Below are 18034 nucleotides of genomic sequence, written 5' to 3' on the forward strand. Positions count from 1 at the left end.
GCAATCAGGATTGTCCTCTGGCGCGCTGGCAGGCGGCCAGGAAGCGCGCCGCCAGCACGGGGTAGGTGTGTTCGGCCTGCACGAAGGCACGGCCGCGCTGGCCCATGGCGCGGCGCTCCTCGGCCGGCACGGCCAGCAGCTGGCGCAGGCCCTGCACCACCGCGGCGGGCGATTCGGGCGGCACGGTCACGCCGCAGCCGGCCTCGGCCACCGGGTCGTTGCCGGCCTCCACCGCGTGCAGCACCGGGCAGCCGGCCATCAGGTAGTCCATCAGCTTGTTGGGGGCGATGCCGAAGCGGTAGATGGGCACCCGCTGCCAGCCGATGTAGGCGATGTCGATGGCGGCCAGGAAGGACGGGATCTGCGCCTTGGGGATGGGGCCGCACCAGTGCACCCGGTCCAGGCCCTCATCGGCCAGGCGGCGCACCAGGCGCTCGCGCTCGTGGCCGTCGCCCACCAGCACGATCTCCACCGCGTCTTCGCGCAGCTGCGCCGCGGCGTCCAGCAGCGTGTCCAGCGCATTGGGCAGGCCCATGGAGCCGGCATAGCCCAACACCGTGCGGCCGGCGGCGTGGGCCGCGTCGATCACCCGGGCCACCTCGGGCTTCAGCGGCGTGGGTGTACCGGCCCAATCGTCGGGCGAGATGCCATTGGGCACGATGCTGAGCTTCTTCAGGTCCAGCCCACGCGAGGCCATGTAGACGTGCACCTTGGGCAACATCGACACCACCACGTCCGCATCGCGGTAGGCCGTCTTCTCGGCCCAGCCGCACAGCAGCGCAAAGGGATGGTGGGGCGACATGCCGGACAGCTCGATGGGCGACAGCGGCCAGAGGTCGTGCACCTCAAACACCAGCACCGCGCCGGCCCGGCGGGCGATGCGCCGCGCCACCCAGATGTCCATCGGGTAGGTGCTGGAGGCGATCACCACGTCCGGCTTGGCCTCGGCGATCAGCGCCGGCGTGCGCTGCCAGACCTGCTTCAGGAAGGCCCCGATGTTCTTCACCCGGCCCAGGCCATTGCCCTGGTAAGGCGGCGTGGGCAGCCAGTGGTAGGTGATGCCGTCCACCCCCTCGGTGCCGGCCTGGGGCTGGCGGGCCCGCACATGCGAGAAATCGGCCGCCACCATCGTCACGCGGTGGCCGGCGCGCACCCATTCGCGTGCCAGGTAGTAGGGCCGGTACTCCATGCCCAGCGCGGGCGTGCCGGCGTAGTGGTTCAGGTAGAGGATGTTCATGCGCGTCCGGCGCCGCCAAGTTGTTCGAGCCGCTGCACATAGGCCTGCACGCTGGCCGGGAACAGGGCATGCAGCCCCACCCACTCCTGCAGGCCCGCCCCCACCGCATCGGCGTGGGCCGCCAGCGGGGCCAGCCGGCTGCGGCTAGGCAGCTCGCCTTCGGCCAGGATCAGGCCGTTGTGGCCATCGTCCACCAGCTCGCGGTTGGCCGGCAGGTCCGACAGGATGGGAATGCAGCCGTGGCCCATGGCCTCCAGCACCGAGACGGAGACCGAATCGCTGGCGGGCAGGCTCAGGTACCAGCGAGCCTGGGCATACCAGCCGGCTTGCGTCGCCGCATCCAGCCGGCCGACGAAGCGCACCTTGCCCGCCAGGTCGGGCTGGGCGGCGCGGGCCTCCAGCGCCGGGCGCAGCGTGCCGTCGTGGGCCACCACCAACCGGGCTTCCGGCCAGTCGCGGGCAATGGCGGCAAAAGCGTCCAGCACCCGGCCGGGGCGGTAGAGCGATTCCAGCGCACGGTTGGCGAAGAACAGGGCATCGTCCTTGTGCTCCGGCCAGGGCGGCAGGGTCTCCAGGCCGAAGGGAAAGGTCATCACCTCGCGCGCGCCCAGGGCCCGCATGCGCTCGGCCATGTGGCGCGAATCGCTGGTGGTCAGCGCACAGGCCCGCAGCACGCGGCGGGTCAGCCAGCGCATCCCAGCGTTCTTCTGCGGCGTCAGCAGGATGTCCGAGCCCCAGGCCGAACCGGCGATGCGCGCCTTCACGCCGCCGAAGCGTACCGCCAGCCAGGCCAGCGTGCCGTGCGAGGTCAGGTAATGCGGCGCCAGCCAGTCCGGCTGCACGGCCTTGAGCCAGCGCACCACCGTGGGCAGGGCCCGCAGCAGGCCGGCGTTGCCGCCTTCGAAGCGCGGCGTGGTGCCCAGGGCCAGCCGACGCTCGGGTGGCACCAGGGCGTCGAAGCCGGCGTCAAAACCCCGGCTGGACAAGGCCCACAACTCCACCCGGGGCGCCAAGGCGCGCGCCCACTTCAGCAGATGCGGGCTTTCGCCATCCCCGATCAGCACCAACCGCACGCTCAGTCCTCGTCCAGCGGGCCGGCCCAGGCCTCGTACAGTGGCAGCAACTCGGGGTAGCGCTGCAGCAGCTTGCGGTCGGCGCGGCGGCTGTCGCCCACCACGCGGGCGGGCCGCCCTTCCAGGATCACGAAGTCCGGGTAGTCCCCCCGCACGAAGCTGCCGGCACACACCAGCGTGCCCTTGCCCAACTTGGTGTTGGCCTCGATCAGCGAGTGCGGGCCGATGAAGCTGTAGGGGCCGATCTCCACCGGCCCGGCGATCCAGCCCGGCCGTTCGGCAAAGCCGGTCGCCGGCCAGCGCACAAAGCCCTCGCCCAGCAGCCGCGCCGCGCGGTGCGAACTGTGGGTGACGAGGCTGCAGTGGCTGGTGATCTGCACGCCCTCGCCCAGCGTGATGCCGCCGCTGCACTCCAGGTAGTTGAAGGGGCCGATGTAGACATGGTCGGCCAGCGTCAGCTTGTCTTCCTGCTCGATGCAGGCGGCCGGCGAGATGCGGGTGTGCGGCAGGTCCTGCCCCTGCGAACGCTCGCCGAACACGACGCGGTAGAGCAGCGCACGCACCCAGCGGCGGCGCCATCGGTTGAAGGTGGATCTCAGCCAGTTCACGGTGTGCGATTGTCCCCTGCGCCGTCCGGATCGGCCGCGGTCGACACTGGCCAGGTGGCCAGGGCCCAGAAGTAATACCCGAAATAGCCGGCCATCGCCGCCGAGACGGCCCAGCCCGCTCCCTGCAGCCCGCCCCAGTGCAGCCCCAGTGCCAGGGCGGCGACAAAGGCCACCTGCCCCACCACCGCCAGGCGCAGCGCCCAGGCCTGGGCCTGCCAGGCCATGGTCACCACCGCCAGCGGTGCCGCCACGAAGTGCAGGCCGATGTAGAGCGCCAGGGCCCGGGCCAGTTCGCCCGCGGCCCGCCAGGGCTCGCCGAACAGCGCGGCGAAGGCCCAGGGCGCCAGCACCCACAGCCCGGCCACCAGCGCCAGCGCCAGCGCGGCCAGCGCGGCCATCACCCGGCGCAGGGCCTGGCGCGCCGCCGGCGTGGGCTGGGCACCCGCGGCCGCCAGCTTGGGATAGAGCGCCTGCGAGACCGCGCTGCCCACCAGCGTGGCCGGTGCCTTCAGGTAGCGCAGCGACAGGCCCCAGAAGCCGGCCGCGGCCGGCCCCAGGCTGGCGGCGATCAGGGCCACGCTGGCCGTGTCCTGCAGCGCGCCCAGGAAGGCGTGTGGGGTGTTGAGCAAGGGGAACTGCCGGTGCCGGCGCGCCACCGCGGCCAGCGCGTCCCAGCGCAGCCCCGCCCCGCCAAGTGGCAGCCGCAGCGCCAGCGTGGCCAGCAAGGTGGCCGCGATGGGCGCCACCACCAGGCCGGTCACGCCCCAGCCCAGCGCCCCGGCGGCCGCCTGGGCCAGCGCGGCGCCGCCGTACTGCAGCACCCGGGACGCGGCCAGGGCACTGAAGCGCTGCTCGCGCGTGGCCCACAGCGTGGCCAGCGAGACCAGCCCGGCACTGGCCACCGCCAGCGGCAGCCAGGCCACCCAGTGCGCACGGCTCCAGGCCCACCAGCCGACCGCGCCCACCGCGCTGGCCACCGTCACCAGCACCGCGATGCGCAGCGCCAGCACCCGCAGGGCCTGGGCCTCGTCCTCGTCGGCCGCCAGCGGCAAGGCGAATTCGTAGCGCGCGCAGGCCACCACCGCCAGATTCGCGGCCACGGCCGCGAACAGGTGGTAGTGACCGAAGTCGGCCGGCGAAAACAGCCGCGTCAGCAAGGGCCCCAGCAGCAGCGGCAGGGCCTGGGCCAGCGCGCCCCCGGCCACCAGCGTCAGGCTGGCACGCACCAGCCCCTGCAACGGTGAACGGGTGTCGTCGGGGGCAGGCACCATGAAGGAGCGGACGGCGCCTCAGCCGCGCCGACCCACGGCCGCGGCCAGCGCTGCCACCACACGGTCCTGGTCGGCCTCGCCCAGGTCGGGGCTCATCGGCAGGCTCATCACCTGCTGGGCCAGCCGCTCGGCCACCGGGCAGCCGCCTGCAGGCGCGAAGCGTTCATAGGCCACCTGCTGGTGCAGCGGGCGCGGGTAATGCACGGCCGTCGGGATGCCTGCGGCCTTCAGCGCAGCCTGCACGGCCGGCCGGTCCTGCACCGTCACGGTGTACTGGCCCCAGACGCTCTCGCGCCCTGGGCGCACCGTCAGCAGACCCACGTTCACCCCGGCCAGCAGCGCGTGGTAGCGCGCGCCCAGGTCGCGGCGGCGCTGCAGCTCCCAGTCCAGCCGGGGCAGCTTGGCCAGCAGCACCGCGCACTGGATCGTGTCCATGCGCCCACCCACGCCCACGCGGGTGTGGGTGTAGCGCGCGCTCTGGCCATGCACGCGCACTTCGCGCGCCGCCTGGGCCAGGCGGTCGTCATCGGTGAAGAGCGCGCCGCCATCGCCATAGCAGCCCAGCGGCTTGCTGGGAAAGAAGCTGGTGCAGCCAATGGTGGAGACACCGCCGCTGGCCCGCTCTTGGTACATGGCCCCGAAGCTCTGGGCCGCGTCCTCGATCACCGGCAGGCCATGACGCGCCGCCACAGCGTTGATCGCATCCATGTCCGGCACCTGGCCGTACAGGCTGACCGGCATCAGCGCCCGGGTCCGGGGCGTGATGGCCGCCTCGATCCGCGCGGCGTCGATCAGGCCGGTGTCGGGCTCCACATCGACGAACACCGGCACCCCGCCCAGCAGGGCGATCACCTCGGCGGTGGCGGCGAAGGTGAAGGGGCTGGTGATGACCTCGTCGCCGGGCTGCAGGTCCAGCGCCATCAGTGCGATCAGCAGCGCCTCGGTGCCGCTGGAGACGGTGACGCAATGGCCCACGCCCACACGGGCGGCCAGCGCCGCCTCCAGCTGGGCCACCTCGGGCCCCATGATGTACTGGCCGTGGTCCAGCACCCGCTGGATCGCGGCGTCGATGTCCGTCTTGCGCGCGGCGTACTGCGCCTTCAGGTCGATGAATTGCATGGTCAGAGTTGTTCCAGGCGGCCGCCCTGCAGGCGGTAGCGCTCGCCGGTGGCCGGGCAGCTGGCCTCCATGTCGGCGGCTTCGTCCACCGGCAGCGCCAGCTTCTCGCCGTGGCGGCTCATCCAGCCGGTCTGGCGGGCCGGCACGCCGGTCATCAGCGCATAAGGCTTCACGTCCTTGGTGACCACCGCACCGGCACCGATGAAGGCGTATTCGCCCACCGTGGCGCCGCAGACGAGGGTGCAGTTGGCGCCCAACGTGGCGCCACGCTTCACCAGCGTGCGGCGGTACGCGTGCTTGCGCGGCACGGCCGAGCGCGGGTTGAAGACATTGGTGAACACCGCGCTGGGGCCGACGAAGACATCGTCCTCCAGCGTCACCGCGTCGTAGACCGAGACGTTGTTCTGGATGCGCACGCCCGCGCCGATCACCACGTCGTTGGCGACGAACACGTTCTGCCCGAGCGAGCAGCGCGGCCCGATGCGGGCCCCGGCGCAGACATGGCTGAAGTGCCAGACGGCCGTGCCCTCGCCCAGCTGGGCGCCCTCGTCAACGATGGCGCTGGGGTGGATGGTGACACTCATGGGCGACCTCAGGCCAGGTGCTGCAGGAAGGGGTGGCCCAGTGCGCCGGCCGGTTGGGCCGCGGCCGAGCGGATCACGTTGACCGTCTCGACGCAGTGGCGCGCATCGGCCAGGCCGTAGCCGCGGCCAGCCAGGATCTCGCGGTAGCTCACCGTGTGCAGGTCGGTGAAGCCTTCGGAGAACTCCAGCTGCTCGCCCGAGATGTCGATGCTGCGGAAGGTGGGCTTCTGGCCCTTCACCTCGGCCGGCAGGTCGTTGGCGTCGATGGACAGGAACCAGCGCACCCGAGCCCGTTCGTACTCCAGGTAGCCCGCGGCCTTGGCCTCGCCGTTGTGGTGCACCACATTGGCCTGCAGCTTCCCGAAGATGAAGTGCAGCATGTCGAAGAAGTGCACGCCGATGTTGGTGGCCACGCCAAAGCTCTTGCGCGGGTCGCCCTTCCAGCTCTCGGCATACCACTTGCCGCGCGAGGTGATGTAGGTCAGCGTGACATCGAACTTGTGGTCGGCCGGGGCCGCGGCCACCTTCTCGCGCAGCTTCAGGATGGCGTCGTGGTGGCGCAGCTGCAGGATGTTGTAGACCCGGTGGCCGGTCTCCTGCTCCACCCGGGCCAGCTCGTCCAGCAGCGCGGGCGTGGGCACCAGCGGCTTCTCGCAGATCACGTCGGCGCCCAGGCGCAGGCCGGCGGCGATGTGCGGGTGGTGCAGATGGTTGGGCGTGCAGACCGAGACAATGTCCAGCGCGCGTGCCGGGTCGCGGCGCAGCACCTGGGCGTGCTCATAGAAACGTTCGAACTGGGTGAAGAACTCGGCCTGCGGGTGCAGGCTGTCGATGATGCCCACCGAGTCGTTGATGTCGTAGGCCACGGCCAGGGTGTGGCCCAGGTCCTTGATGGCCCGCATGTGGCGCGGGGCAATGTAGCCGGCGGCGCCGATCAGGGCGAAATTCTTGGCGGTCATGGAAAGCTCAGAGGCGGAAGACGGTGAGGCCGCTGGCGACCAGCGCCTCGCGGTCATAGAGCGACTTGACGTCGGCGATCACGGGCCGGTCGCCCTTCACCAACGCACGCAGCTGTTCGGGCGTCAGTGCGCGGTACTCGCGGTGGGCCACGGCCACCACCAGCGCGTCGAACGGCGCCTCGTCCTCCAGCCGGGCCAGCGTGATGCCGCATTCGTGCTGCACCTCGGCGGCGTCGGCCCAGGGGTCCATCACCACCACGGTGGTGCCGTGGTCCTGCAGCTCGCGCACCAGGTCCACCACCTTGGAGTTGCGGATGTCCGGGCAGTTTTCCTTGAAGGTCAGGCCCAGCACGCCGATGCGGCAGCGCGGCACGTCCAGCCCGTTCTTCAGCATCAGCTTGACGGTGTTGCGCGCCACATAGCGACCCATGTTGTCGTTGATGCGCCGGCCCGCCAGGATGACCTGCGGGATGTAGCCCAGCTGCTCGGCCTTGAAGGTCAGGTAGTACGGGTCCACGCCGATGCAGTGGCCGCCCACCAGGCCGGGTCGGAAGGGCAGGAAGTTCCACTTGCTGCCGGCCGCGGACAGCACCTCGGCGGTGTCGATGCCCATGCGGGCGAACAGCACCGAGAGCTCGTTCATCAGCGCGATGTTGAGGTCGCGCTGGGTGTTCTCGATCACCTTGGCGGCTTCGGCCACCTTGATGCTGCTGGCGCGGTGCACGCCGGCGGTCACCACCGAGGCATAGACCTCGGCCACCGTCTCCAGCGTGGCGGCGTCGCAGCCCGAGACGATCTTGCGAATGGTGGTGAAGGTGTGCTCGCGGTCGCCCGGGTTGATGCGCTCAGGGCTGTAGCCGCAGAAGAAGTCCACGCCGTGCTTCAGGCCGGAGACCTGCTCCAGCACCGGCACGCAGTCTTCCTCGGTGGCGCCGGGGTAGACGGTGGATTCGTAGACGACGATGTCGCCCTTCTTGAGCGCCTGGCCGACGCTGCGCGAGGCGGAGATCAGCGGGGTCAGGTCCGGCTTGTTGGCCTGGTCGACCGGCGTGGGCACGGCGACGATGTAGAAATCGGCCTGCTTCAGCTCGGCGATCTGGGCGGTGTAGAGGATGTTGGCCGCGGCCAGATCGGCGCTGGCGACCTCGCCGGTGCGGTCATGGCCGGCCTGGAGCTCGGCGATGCGGGCCGCGTTGATGTCGAACCCGATGATGCGGTGGTGACGGCCAAAGGCGACCGCCATGGGCAGCCCGACGTAGCCAAGACCGACAACGGCAATGTGACGATGCATGGGTGTGCGCCCCGGCGCGCGGACCTTGCGGCCGGCCGCGGCAGCGATCAAAACCGGCAATTTTAGGCCGCCGGCACGCGGCCGCGCCCTAAAATGGCAGGCTCGCCGTCTGAAAACGGCCCCTTTCTTCACCGCAACCGCTTGCGACCATGAGCACCGACATCCAACTGCCCTCGCCCGAAGACAACCAGCTGATCGCGGAGCGCCGCGAGAAACTGGCCGAACTGCGCGCAGCGGCCAAGGCAGCCGGTCAGGCGGTGTTCCCCAACGACTTCAAGCCCCAGCACCGCGCCGGCCCGCTGCACCACCAGCACGACGGCGCCGAAGCCGAGGCCCTGGAAGCCCAGGCCGTGCCCGTCAGCGTGGCCGGCCGCATGATGTTGAAGCGCGTGATGGGCAAGGCCTGCTTCGCCACACTGCAAGACGCCACCGGCCGCATCCAGCTCTACATCACCCAGGACATGGTCGGCCCGGAAACCCTGGCCGCCTTCAAGCGCTGGGACCTGGGCGACATCCTGGCCTGCGAGGGCACGCTGTTCAAGACCAAGACCGGCGAGCTGTCGGTCAAGGCCCACACGGTGCGCCTCTTGACCAAGAGCCTGCGCCCGCTGCCCGACAAGTTCCACGGCATGGCCGACCAGGAACAGAAGTACCGCCAGCGCTATGTCGACCTGATCACCGATGACGAGGCCAAGCAGCGCTTCGTCGCCCGCAGCAAGGCCGTCGCCTCGATCCGCAGCTTCATGGTCGAGCACAGCTTCCTGGAGGTGGAGACGCCGATGCTCCACCCCATTCCCGGCGGCGCCAATGCCAAGCCCTTCATCACCCACCACAACGCGCTGGACCAGGACATGTACCTGCGCATCGCACCGGAGCTCTACCTCAAGCGCCTGGTGGTGGGTGGCTTCGAGCGGGTGTTCGAGATCAACCGCAACTTCCGCAACGAAGGCATCAGCGTCCGGCACAACCCGGAATTCACGATGATGGAGTTCTACGCGGCCTACTGGAACCACCGCGACCTGATGGACTTCACCGAGGCGCTGCTGCGCCACGCGGCCCGCGCGGCCACCGGCACGGCCCGCCTGAGCTACGCCGGCCAGGAAGTGCGGCTGGACGAGCCCTTCGCCCGTGTCTCGGTGCGGGACTCGCTGGTGCAGTACGCCGGCCTGACCGAGGCCGAGGCCGATTCGGCCGAAGCGGTGCACGCCAAGCTGCGCGCCCTGGGCGAGGAGCCACCCAAGCACTGGGGTCTGGCCCAGCTGCAGTTCGGCCTGTTCGAGGCCGCGGTGGAGGAAAAGCTCTGGCAGCCGACCTTCATCATCGACTACCCGGTCGAGGTGAGCCCGCTGGCCCGCGCCTCCGACAGCAACCCGGCGCTGACCGAGCGCTTCGAGCTGTTCATCACCGGTCGCGAGTTCGGCAACGGCTTCTCCGAGCTGAACGACGCCGAGGACCAGGCCGCCCGCTTCCAGGCCCAGGTGGCCAACAAGGAAGCCGGTGACGACGAGGCGATGTACTACGACGCCGACTTCATCCGCGCGCTGGAATACGGCATGCCCCCGACCGGCGGCTGCGGCATCGGCATCGACCGCCTGATGATGCTGCTGACCGACTCGCCCAGCATCCGCGACGTGATCCTGTTCCCCGCGCTGCGCCGCGAGCTCTGATCCCGACGGGGCCTGCGGCCCCGGGGTTCAGAACCCCAGCGAGGCCAGGAGGTCGTCCACGTCCTCCTGCTGCATCGCGCGGTCGGGCACCTGCACGCCTTCGAGCTGGTGCCCGTCGTCGTTGGCCGACGCGCCGTCCACCCCCACCTGGGGCAGCTCGTCCTCGACCACATGGCGCAGTTCGGCCTCGGCCCGCAGCAGGATGTCGGTCACCTTCTTGATCACTTGGCCCGAGAGGTCCTGGAAGTCCTGGGCCATCAGGATGTCGGTCAGGTGGTCGTTCTGCTGGCGGGCGAAGTCGGTGGTGCTGGCCACGTAGTCGGCGCACAGACGCATCAGCGCCCGGGCCCGGGCCACATCCATCTCGGGGGATTCGGCCTGGCGGCGCATCACGTCCACCAGCTCATCGCCCCGGCTGACCAGCCGCTCGCACAGCGGCTTGGCCTCGTCGATGACTTCCAGCACCCGGTTGGCGGCGCGCTCGGTCATCTTGCCGATGTACTCCAGCCGCTCACAGGCATCCGGCATCTCCAGGCTGACCTGGCGCAGCTCGGCCGCCACCCGGGGGCGCTGCCCCCCCTCGGGCACGCTGGCCGGAGAAATGCAGGAGGGGGCGGTGGGGTGTTGCTCGGCCGGCATGGTCGGTTTCCGGATCTCGGTCACTGGTTGAGGTCAGATATCGACCGGCAGCCGGCCAAGTTGAGGGCGAATGTGCCGCCCGCCGGGCCTCGCCGGCTCAACGGTGATGGAATTCCGCTTTGCGCTTGGCCAGGAAGGCGGACATGCCCTCGCGCTGGTCTTCCGTGCCGAACAGGGACTGGAACATGTGGCGCTCAGCGCGCACGCCGGTGGACAGGCCACTCTCGTAGGCCTCGTTGACACAGTCCTTGACCATCATCAGGCTGGGCGCCGACAGCTCGTTGATCTGCGCGGCCACCGCCAGCGCCTCGTCCAGCAGGCTGGCGGCCGGCACCACGCGCGACACCAAGCCGGCCCGTTCGGCCTCTTCGGCGCCCATCATGCGGCCGGTCAGCAGCAGTTCCATGGCCTTGGCCTTGCCCACCGCACGCGGCAGGCGCTGGGTGCCGCCCGCGCCCGGGATGATGCCCAGCTTGATCTCGGGCTGACCGAACTTGGCGTTGTCGGCCGCCAGCAGGATGTCGCACATCATCGCCAGCTCGTTGCCGCCGCCCAGCGCAAAGCCCGCCACCGCGCCGATCACCGGCTTGCGCACCTGGCGGATGGTCTCCCAGTTGCGGGTGATGAAGCCGCCCTTGTAGGCGTCCATGTAACCCAGCGTGGCCATCGCGGCGATGTCGGCACCGGCCGCGAAGGCCTTCTCGCTGCCGGTGATGATGATGCAGCCGATGCCGTCGTCGGCGTCGAAGGCCAGCAGCGCCGCCCCCAGCTCGTCCATCAACTGGCCGTTCAGGGCGTTGAGCTGCTTGGGACGGTTCAGCGTGATCAGGCCGGTCTTGCGGGCGCCTTCACCACGCACGTCGGTCAGGATGCATTCATAGCTCATCGGTGGTTCCTTGATGTCTCCAGGGGGATGGCCACACTATATGCCGTCACCCGCCCGCTTTCAGGGGGCTGCCTGCAAGGGCGCACTGTCGAGCACCATGTCCAGCGTGGCCTCGTCCTTCCAGTTCATGCCGATGCGCACCGGCAGGTACTGCAGCGTCGGCGCGATCCACATCTCCACCGCCACCTCGTTGGGTCTCAGCGTGCCCGCCACCGGCTTCAACGGGTAGGCGTACAAGGCCCCGAAGGGCAGCGCCAGCGGCTCGGCCGGCAGCACGCGGTAGCGCCAGCGACCGGCGCGCCGCGGCAGGGCCAACGGAAACTCCACCTCCTGCCCGGGCCGCAGCCGCTCGGGATGGGTCAGGAACAGCCAGGTCAGCTGCACGAACTGGCTGGCCGCGTCCTGCACCCCCGGCATCGTCGGCACGGTCTTGCCGGTGGCCAGCGCGATGGTGTCGTCGTTGAAATGGACGGTCTCCTGCCGGGGGTCGCGCAGCACGATCCGGGTGACCTGGTCATAGCGCCGCGGCTTGAGCCCGTCGGCGGTCAGTTCGCCGTCGCTGAGCATGCGCCGCTCGAAGGCCGCGGCCAGCTGCACCGTGACCCGGACCTGGTAATGGCTGTCCTGGCGGCGCCATTCCACCTGCGCGGCCCCGCTGAGCGGCCCCCGGTAGTTGCCCTGCACCGTGTAGCTGAGCCGGGTCGAGGGCGGCCAGTCGAAGGCCTGCGCGTCACTGGCGGCGGCCGACGCGGCGGTGGCCACCTCGGCGCTGGAGGCGGGCGCACTGGCCGCCGCCACCCCGGCATCGGCTGCGGCGGGCGCGGAATCCGCCGTGTCCGCGGGCGGGGCCGACGCGGCCTCCTGGGGTGCGGACGCGGCTGCCACCCCAGCAGAAGCCACCTCCTCAGCGGGCGCAGAAGCGGGCGAGGCCGAGGCGGCCACGGCCACCCGGCGCGGCCGACGCCGTGGCGCCACCGGGGCGGCCGCGGCAGCCACCGGCGGGGTGGCGGGCGCCAGGGCCTTGACGAAAGCCACCTCGATCGGTGGCGGCGGCCGATCCGTCGGTCGGTCACCCAGGCGGTTGCGCCAGGCGGTGTCGACCACCCACAGATGGAGTGCGAGCACGCCGGCCACCAGCACCGCCAGCGCCAGCACCCGCCGGCCCGGCCAACGCCACGTCGGTGTCATGGCCTGTCAGCACCCGCCCGGGACGCACCCCATCGGCCACGCTGCCACAGACCGGGGTGCCACGGCGTCAGCGGCCCAGCCAAGCCTTGCGCAGGGCCAGCGCCTGCGCCTGCGCCGCCGGGCTCTCGGCCAGGGTCAGCGTCCAGGATTCGGCGGGATGGGGTTCCGGACGCAGCGTGAGGGTGCGCAGCCGCTGCTGGCGCACCAGCGTCAGCTCGAAGGGCACCGGTTCGGGCGGCAGCCACTGGCGGGCGTCGTCGAGCCGGCGGATGCGCCAGCCATCAACGGCCAAGAGCTCGTCGCCGGCGGAGACACCGGCCCGGGCCGCTGCACTGCCCCTCAGCACCGACTTGACCTGCACGCCGGTGATTGGCCCTTCGCTCAGGCGCAAGCCCAGCGCGGCCACCCAGGCCGGGGATTCGTGCCCGACCTGCACGCCCAGCGCCGTCAGTGCCTCGGCCAACGGCAGTTCGTCGCGGCCGTGCACCCAGGTCTGGAGTTCGCCGGCCAGCGCGGCGCCAGCCAGACGCTCGACCTCGGCCAGCACGTCGGCCTCGGTCAGGCCGGTGCGCAGGCAGCGGGCCCACAGCGCCCGCATCAGCACATCCAGCGACGACCCCGCCTGACGCAGCCGCAGGTCCAGCAGCAGGGCCACCAGCGAGCCCTTGGTGTAGTAGCTCACCGTGCTGTTGGGCGTGTTCTCGTCGCTGCGGTAGTACTTCACCCAGGCGTCGAAGCTGGCCTCGGCCACGCTCTGCACCTGACGCCCCGGCGTGGCCAGCACGCCGTTGACCGTGCGGGCCAGCAGCTTGAGGTAGCGCGGCACGTCCAGCAGACCCGCCCGCACCAGCAGCAGGTCGTCGTAGTAGGAGGTGAAGCCCTCGAAGAACCAGAGCAGCTCGGTGTAGTTCTCGCGGGTGTAGTCGTAGCGCAGGAACTCGACCGGTTTCAGGCGCTTGACGTTCCAGGTGTGGAAGTACTCGTGGCTGATCAGGCCCAGCAGGGTCATGTAACCCTCGGGCACCGGGCTGGCCATGCCCGCGCGCGGCAGATCGGCCCGCTTGGCGATCAGCGCGGTGCTGGCCCGGTGCTCCAGGCCGCCGTAGCCGTCTTCCACCGCGTTCAGCAGGAACACATAGCGCGCAAAAGGCGGCTTGCGCCGGCCGTGCCAGAAGGCAATCTGGGTGGCACAGATGCGCTTCGCGTCGGCCAGCAGACGCTCGCCGTCAAAGCCCGGCCAGGCACCGGCCACCACGAACTCGTGCGGCACGCCGCCGGCCTCGAACTGGCCCCGCCAGAAGCGGCCCAGCTCGAACGGGTGGTCGGCCAGCTCGTCGTAGTCGGCGCTGACATAGGTGTGCTCACCCGCGTCGGCCGGCATGGCCGTGGCCACCTCCCAGCCCTTGGGCAACTGGCCGATCTGGACCTGCTGCGGCACCTCTTCCCGGCCGTGCACCCGCAGGCACAGGCTGGTGGTGTTGAAGAAGCCCCGGCGGTCGTCCAAGAAGGCCGTGCGCACCGAGGCATCGAAGGCATAGACCTCGTACTGGATCACCAGCGCGGCGTGGCCCTGGCAGGACACCGTCCAGGTGCTCTTGTCCTGTTGCGTCAAGGGGCGCGACTGGCGGCCCTGCCGCGCCTGCAACAGGCTCAGGTGGCGGCCGAACTCGCGCACCAGGTAGCTGCCCGGAATCCAGACCGGCAGGCTGACGGTGGTCTCGGCCGCTGGCGCGGGCACGGTCAGCGTCACACTGAAGCGATGGGTGGCCACGTCGGCCACGTCAATGCGGAACTGGATCATGTGCTGGCCCCGGACAGACTCAGATGCCCGCCGCGCCGAGGAAGCAGCACAGCGCAGAGATCACGCTCAGGCGGAACCGCAAGGTCAGCCAGGCGCCCATGTTCTTTTCCAGGTACAGCCGTCGGTCCACCAGGTAGCAGACCACCAGCATGACGCCCAGCACCACCAGACCGGCGTGCGGCGGCATCACCAGGGCCAGCCAGGCCACGCCCGGCGGCACCAGGGCCCAGCCGAAGGCGCGTTGACCGGGTGCGCCAGCGTTCATGGCCAGGCCCCAGTGGATGCCGCCCAGGAAGGCGACGATCAGGGCGCCGTAGCCGGCGAGCCCCTGGGCGACCCAGGGTTGCAGGTCAGGGTAGACCAGCCACAGCAGCAACGTGCCGACGATGAAGGGAACAAGACCCGCGTGGCCCCACTGCCGCGCCCGCAACGGGGGCTCGGCCGGCATGGGGGGAGCGGCGTGGTGCACCACGCCGAAGGGGTTGGAGGCGTTCATGGGCCGTCATTGTGGCGGCTAGCGCAAGACTTTGGCGGCACTGTGACATCGCCGCCACCCTGCCTGTGGCATTTCGCCATCCGCAGACGGCCCGGGCGGGCGCCGTCAGGACTTGCGCGCGCTGGCCAGCTGCTTCTCGATCTGGCCCGCGCTGATGGCCCCGGGCACCCGGGTGCCGTCCTCGAAGACCAGGGCCGGCGTGCCGGTCACCTTGTACTTGCGGCTCAGGGCCAGGTTGCGCTCAATGGCCGCGGTGTCACACTTGCCACCCATCGCCTTTGGCGGCGTGCGCCCGGACACCATCCAGTTGCGCCAGACCTGGGCGCTGTCTTTGGCGCACCAGATGTCGCGCGCCTTGACACTGGAATCCGGCCCCAGGATGGGGATCACGAAGGTGTAGATCGTGACGTCCTTCAGCGCAACCAGATCCTTCTCGAGGCGCTTGCAGTAGCCGCAGTTGGGGTCGGCGAACACGGCGAGCTTGCGGCTGCCATTGCCCTGCTTCATCACCAGCGCGTCCTTCAGCGGCAGCTGGGCGAAATCGATGGCGGTCAGCTTGTCCACCCGGGCCTTGGTCAGGTCGGTGTGGGTGCGGGTGTCGTAGATCGAGCCTTCGATGACGTGGTTGCCCTGCTCGTCGGTGTAGAGGATGTCGGTGCCCAGACGGACCTCGTACAGCCCCGGGATCGGGCCCTTGCTGATCTCGTCGATCTTCGGCAGGCCCGGCATGCGTTCGGCCAGGTTCTTGCGGATGGCGGCTTCGTCGGCCAGCGCGGCCGACAGCGCCAACCCGGTCAAGGTCAGCGCCGCAGCACCACGGGCGACCGACACGGGAGCGAAAGCGAACACATTCATCGGGGATCCTTGGGACAAGAGTCAGACATCCAGGGCCTGGGTGGCCAGCCAGCGCTTGAGCGGCGGCAGGTGATTCACCAGACTCATTCCCCGGTTGCGGAGTTCCCGCCAGCCCGGGTTTTCGCGGGCGAACAGATGCCACAGGCCGTCGGTGAGCTGCGCCATGGCCCAGTTGGGCACCAGGCGGCGACGGGCGTAGCGCCGCAGCAGCACCGGGTCCCCCAGGCCGCGCCAGACCTCGCGCTCGGCCAGCGTGTCGGCCAGGGCCACCACATCGGCCAGCCCCAGGTTCAGGCCCTGCCCGGCCAGCGGATGCACCTGGTGGGCGGCATCGCCCAGCAGGGCCCAGCCCGTGCCGGTCACCGGCTCGGCATGGCCCAGCGCCAGCGGCCAGGCGGCCCGCTCACCCGACAGTCGCAGCGTGCCCACCGCGCCCCCGGTGGCGTCCATCAGACCGGCCTCGAAGGCCTCGGCCGAGGCGCTCAACCAGTGCTGGGCCTGGGCCTGCGGCAGGGACCAGACCAGGCCATAGCTGCGACCGGCCTCCGGGCTGTCGAAGGGCAGCAGGCCCAGGATGTCCGGCGCGCGGAACCACTGCCGGGCGCAGCCGGCATGGGGCCGGTCCGACACCAGGCGCGCCGCCACCGCGGTGTGGCCATAGGCATGCCGCACGAAGCGGGCGCCAAACAGCGCCCGGGTGGCCGAGGCCCTGCCCTCGGCCACCAGGGTCAGCGGGGCGGGCGCGGGCTCGGCCTGCAGGGCCACCTGCGGCGTGAAGCCCGCCGCGGCGTCCAGGACGTTCTCCAGCGCCCCGGCGTCCACGATCCAGGCCAGGGCCGGCACCGCCTGCTGCCAGGCCGAGAATTCGATCTGCGAGGCATGGGCGTCACCCTGCACCCGCATGTCCAGCACCGCCGTGCGCGCCGCCTCGGGCAGAGCCGACCAGACCTTGAGTCCTTCGAGCCACTGCACCGAGGTCGGATTGAGCGCATAGGTGCGCACATCCGCACTGGGCGCCGCATCCACCGGCCGCGCCTGCAGCGCCACATTCAGCCCGATGCGGGCCAGGCTCAGCGCGGCCACCCGGCTGACGATGCCGGTGCCCAGGATGCGCACGTCAAAGGTGGTCATGGCCGGCATTGTAGGGACGGACCTAAAATCGGGGGTTCCGCCCCCAGGCGGGCACCGGCGGTCACCTGCGCCACACCTGCCGCCTGGGCTGCGCTGTTCTTCCACCTTCTGTCCGAAAGCCCTCCCATGAGCCTCAAGTGCGGCATCGTCGGCCTGCCCAACGTCGGCAAGTCCACCCTGTTCAATGCCTTGACCAAGGCCGGCATCGCCGCCGAGAACTACCCCTTCTGCACCATCGAGCCCAACGTCGGGGTGGTGGAAGTGCCGGACCCGCGCCTGGCCGCCCTGGCCGAGATCGTCAAGCCCGAGCGCATCCTGCCGGCCATCGTCGAGTTCGTCGACATTGCCGGCCTGGTGGCCGGGGCGTCCAAGGGTGAAGGCCTGGGCAACCAGTTCCTCAGCCACATCCGCGAGACCGACGCCATCGTCAACGTGGTGCGCTGCTTCGAGGACCCGAACGTGATCCACGTGGCCGGCAAGGTCGACCCGATCGCCGACATCGAGGTCATCCAGACCGAGCTGTGCCTGGCCGACCTGGGCACCGTCGAGAAGAGCCTGCAACGCTACATCAAGGCCGCCAAGTCGGGCAACGACAAGGAGGCCGCAGCGCTGGTCAAGGTACTGGAGAAGTGCCAGGCCGCGCTGGACCAGGGCCAGCCGGTGCGGGCGATCGACTTCAGCAAGGATGAGCGTGCCCTGATCAAGCCGATGTGCCTGATCACCGCCAAGCCGGCGATGTTCGTCGGCAACGTCTCGGAAGACGGCTTCGAGAACAACCCCTTCCTGGACCACCTGAAGGAATTCGCCGCCAAGCAGAACGCCCCGGTGGTGGCCATCTGCGCCAAGACCGAGGCCGAGCTGGCCGAGATGAGCGACGAGGACCGCGCCCTGTTCCTGGCCGAGATGGGCCAGGACGAGCCCGGGCTGAACCGCCTGATCCGCGCTGCCTTCAAGCTGCTGGGTCTGCAGACCTACTTCACCGCCGGCGTGAAGGAGGTGCGGGCCTGGACCATCCACGTCGGTGACACCGCCCCGCAGGCGGCCGGCGTGATCCACACCGATTTCGAGCGGGGTTTCATCCGCGCCCAGACCATCGCCTACGAGGACTTCATCAGTTTCAAGGGCGAGCAAGGGGCCAAGGACGCCGGCAAGATGCGCGCCGAAGGCAAGGAATACGTCGTCAAGGATGGCGACGTGATGAACTTCCTGTTCAACGTCTGAGCCCGGAC

Annotated in this window: 17 protein-coding genes; 2 read left to right on the forward strand and 15 right to left on the reverse strand. The window is 70.3% G+C overall.

Annotation, left to right across the window (positions count from 1 at the left end; translation table 11 throughout):
- Positions 1-4 precede the first annotated feature (4 nt).
- From KGA65_RS09995 to KGA65_RS10030, 8 genes are read right to left on the reverse strand one after another with little or no spacing between them, the layout of a single operon-like run.
- Positions 5-1237 carry a glycosyltransferase family 4 protein gene (locus KGA65_RS09995; RefSeq protein ID WP_225862999.1) on the reverse strand — a complete coding sequence of 411 codons (1233 nt, stop codon included), beginning with the start codon at positions 1235-1237 and terminating at the stop codon, positions 5-7.
- Entirely contained in the window at positions 1234-2310 is a 1077-nt protein-coding gene (locus KGA65_RS10000; RefSeq protein ID WP_225863000.1) for a glycosyltransferase, read from the reverse strand. Before KGA65_RS10000 ends, KGA65_RS09995 begins: the two co-directional genes overlap by 4 nt.
- Before the next feature lie 2 nt (positions 2311-2312).
- The gene (locus tag KGA65_RS10005; protein ID WP_310740953.1) at positions 2313-2918 is read right to left on the reverse strand and encodes an acyltransferase; all 606 of its coding nucleotides are present in this window, start codon (positions 2916-2918) and stop codon (positions 2313-2315) included.
- Entirely contained in the window at positions 2915-4189 is a 1275-nt protein-coding gene (locus tag KGA65_RS10010) for a lipopolysaccharide biosynthesis protein (RefSeq protein ID WP_225863001.1), read from the reverse strand. Before KGA65_RS10010 ends, KGA65_RS10005 begins: the two co-directional genes overlap by 4 nt.
- Positions 4190-4207: 18 nt before the next feature.
- On the reverse strand, positions 4208-5308 hold the full coding sequence (locus tag KGA65_RS10015; RefSeq protein ID WP_225863002.1) for a DegT/DnrJ/EryC1/StrS family aminotransferase: 1101 nt from the start codon (positions 5306-5308) through the stop codon (positions 4208-4210).
- A gap of 2 nt (positions 5309-5310) precedes the next feature.
- A complete protein-coding gene (locus KGA65_RS10020; RefSeq protein ID WP_225863003.1) occupies positions 5311-5892 on the reverse strand; it encodes an acyltransferase in 582 nt (193 codons plus the stop codon).
- Between the two features lie 8 nt (positions 5893-5900).
- Entirely contained in the window at positions 5901-6851 is a 951-nt protein-coding gene (locus KGA65_RS10025; protein ID WP_225863004.1) for a Gfo/Idh/MocA family oxidoreductase, read from the reverse strand.
- 7 nt (positions 6852-6858) lie between these two features.
- A complete protein-coding gene (locus tag KGA65_RS10030) occupies positions 6859-8142 on the reverse strand; it encodes a nucleotide sugar dehydrogenase (protein ID WP_225863005.1) in 1284 nt (427 codons plus the stop codon).
- A gap of 149 nt (positions 8143-8291) precedes the next feature.
- On the opposite strand from KGA65_RS10030, the gene lysS reads away from it, so the two are divergent.
- The gene (lysS, locus tag KGA65_RS10035; protein WP_225863006.1) at positions 8292-9809 is read left to right on the forward strand and encodes a lysine--tRNA ligase; all 1518 of its coding nucleotides are present in this window, start codon (positions 8292-8294) and stop codon (positions 9807-9809) included.
- Positions 9810-9836: 27 nt separating this feature from the next.
- On the opposite strand, the gene KGA65_RS10040 is transcribed toward lysS, so the two are convergent.
- From KGA65_RS10040 to KGA65_RS10070, 7 genes are all read right to left on the reverse strand, one after another.
- Positions 9837-10448, reverse strand: a complete 612-nt coding sequence (locus KGA65_RS10040; RefSeq protein WP_225863007.1) for a protein phosphatase CheZ — start codon at positions 10446-10448, stop codon at positions 9837-9839.
- Positions 10449-10545: 97 nt separating this feature from the next.
- Positions 10546-11334 carry an enoyl-CoA hydratase gene (locus tag KGA65_RS10045; RefSeq protein WP_225863008.1) on the reverse strand — a complete coding sequence of 263 codons (789 nt, stop codon included), beginning with the start codon at positions 11332-11334 and terminating at the stop codon, positions 10546-10548.
- A 60-nt stretch (positions 11335-11394) separates the two neighbouring features.
- Positions 11395-12522, reverse strand: a complete 1128-nt coding sequence (locus tag KGA65_RS21055; protein ID WP_310740954.1) for a DUF3108 domain-containing protein — start codon at positions 12520-12522, stop codon at positions 11395-11397.
- 67 nt (positions 12523-12589) lie between these two features.
- On the reverse strand, positions 12590-14323 hold the full coding sequence (locus KGA65_RS10055) for a M61 family metallopeptidase (RefSeq protein WP_225863009.1): 1734 nt from the start codon (positions 14321-14323) through the stop codon (positions 12590-12592).
- Positions 14324-14342: 19 nt separating this feature from the next.
- Positions 14343-14819: a DUF3429 domain-containing protein gene (locus KGA65_RS10060; protein WP_225863010.1), complete on the reverse strand. Its 477-nt coding sequence runs from the start codon at positions 14817-14819 to the stop codon at positions 14343-14345.
- A 105-nt stretch (positions 14820-14924) separates the two neighbouring features.
- Positions 14925-15674, reverse strand: coding sequence for a DsbC family protein (locus tag KGA65_RS10065; protein ID WP_225863011.1), 750 nt, complete (start codon positions 15672-15674; stop codon positions 14925-14927).
- A gap of 21 nt (positions 15675-15695) precedes the next feature.
- A complete protein-coding gene (locus KGA65_RS10070; RefSeq protein WP_225863012.1) occupies positions 15696-16805 on the reverse strand; it encodes an FAD-dependent monooxygenase in 1110 nt (369 codons plus the stop codon).
- A 126-nt stretch (positions 16806-16931) separates the two neighbouring features.
- On the opposite strand from KGA65_RS10070, the gene ychF reads away from it, so the two are divergent.
- Entirely contained in the window at positions 16932-18026 is a 1095-nt protein-coding gene (gene ychF / locus KGA65_RS10075; RefSeq protein WP_225863013.1) for a redox-regulated ATPase YchF, read from the forward strand.
- Positions 18027-18034: the final 8 nt, after the last annotated feature.

The sequence above is a fragment of the Ideonella benzenivorans genome (assembly GCF_020387415.1).
GTDB lineage: Bacteria > Pseudomonadota > Gammaproteobacteria > Burkholderiales > Burkholderiaceae_C > Ideonella > Ideonella benzenivorans.